The 1,339-nt window shown below is 63.9% G+C and carries 1 pseudogene; it reads left to right on the forward strand.

The window, feature by feature from the left end:
* Window positions 1-1,339, forward strand: a pseudogene (locus Q9R31_RS20090) (pyruvate dehydrogenase (acetyl-transferring), homodimeric type); the annotation flags it as partial.

Raw genomic sequence — 1,339 nt, forward strand, 5'->3', positions numbered from 1 at the left:
GTCCCGCGAAGGCCACGCCCTGTCCTCCTACCCGCACCCGCGGCTGATGCCGCACTTCTGGGAATTCCCCACCGTGTCCATGGGCATCGGGCCGATGAACGCGATCTACCAGGCCCAAAACAACCGCTACCTGCACAACCGGGGCCTGAAGGACACCTCGGACCAGCAGGTCTGGGCGTTCCTGGGCGATGGGGAAATGGACGAGCCCGAGTCCCGCGGCCTGCTGCAGCTGGCCGCGAACGAGAACCTGGACAACCTGAACTTCGTGATCAACTGCAACCTCCAGCGCCTGGACGGGCCGGTGCGCGGCAACGGCAAGATCATGCAGGAACTCGAAGCGTTCTTCCGCGGCGCGGGCTGGAACGTGATCAAGGTCGTCTGGGGCCGGGAATGGGATGACCTGCTCACCCGCGACACCGACGGGTCCCTGGTGAAGATCATGAACGAGACCGTGGACGGGGACTACCAGACCTACAAAGCCGAATCCGGCGGGTTCGTCCGCGAACACTTCTTCGGCAAAACCCCGCAGACCAAAGACCTCGTCGCGGACCTGACCGACGATCAGATCTGGAACCTCAAACGCGGCGGCCACGACTACCGCAAGGTCTACGCCGCCTACAAGGCCGCCACCGAATTCAAGGGAAAACCCACCGTCATCATCGCCCACACCGTCAAGGGCTACGGCCTGGGCCCGAGGTTTGAAGGCAGGAACGCCACGCACCAGATGAAGAAACTGACGGTCGAGGACCTCAAGGACTTCAGGGATTACCTGCGGATCCCTATTCCAAACGAGCAGCTGGACGCCGATCCCTACCGCCCGCCCTATTACCACCCGGGTTTCGATGCGCCCGAGATCGCCTATCTCCTCGAACGACGGAGGGCGTTGGGCGGGTCCGTACCGGAGCGCCGTGCAGCCCACCAGGCGATTGAACTGCCCGAGGCGAAGTCCTACGAGGTGGCCAAGCGCGGCACGGGCAAGCAGCAGGCCGCCACCACCATGGCGTTTGTCCGATTGCTGAAGGACCTGATCAGGGACAAAAAGTTCGGGCACCGGATTGTGCCCATTGTTCCGGATGAATCGAGGACCTTCGGCATGGATGCGTTCTTCCCGACCGCGAAGATCTACAACCCGGGCGGCCAGAACTACCTCTCCGTGGACCGCGACCTGGTCCTGGCCTACAAGGAATCCCCCGCCGGGCAGCTGATCCACCCCGGCATCAACGAAGCCGGCGCCGTCGCAGCCTTCACCGCCGCCGGAACCTCCTACGCCACCCACGGCGTGCCCCTGGTCCCGGTCTACGTGTTCTACTCCATGTTCGGCTTCCAGCGCACCGGCGAT

The sequence above is a fragment of the Pseudarthrobacter sp. BRE9 genome, from assembly GCF_031844305.1.
In the GTDB taxonomy this organism is placed as follows: Bacteria; Actinomycetota; Actinomycetes; order Actinomycetales; family Micrococcaceae; genus Arthrobacter.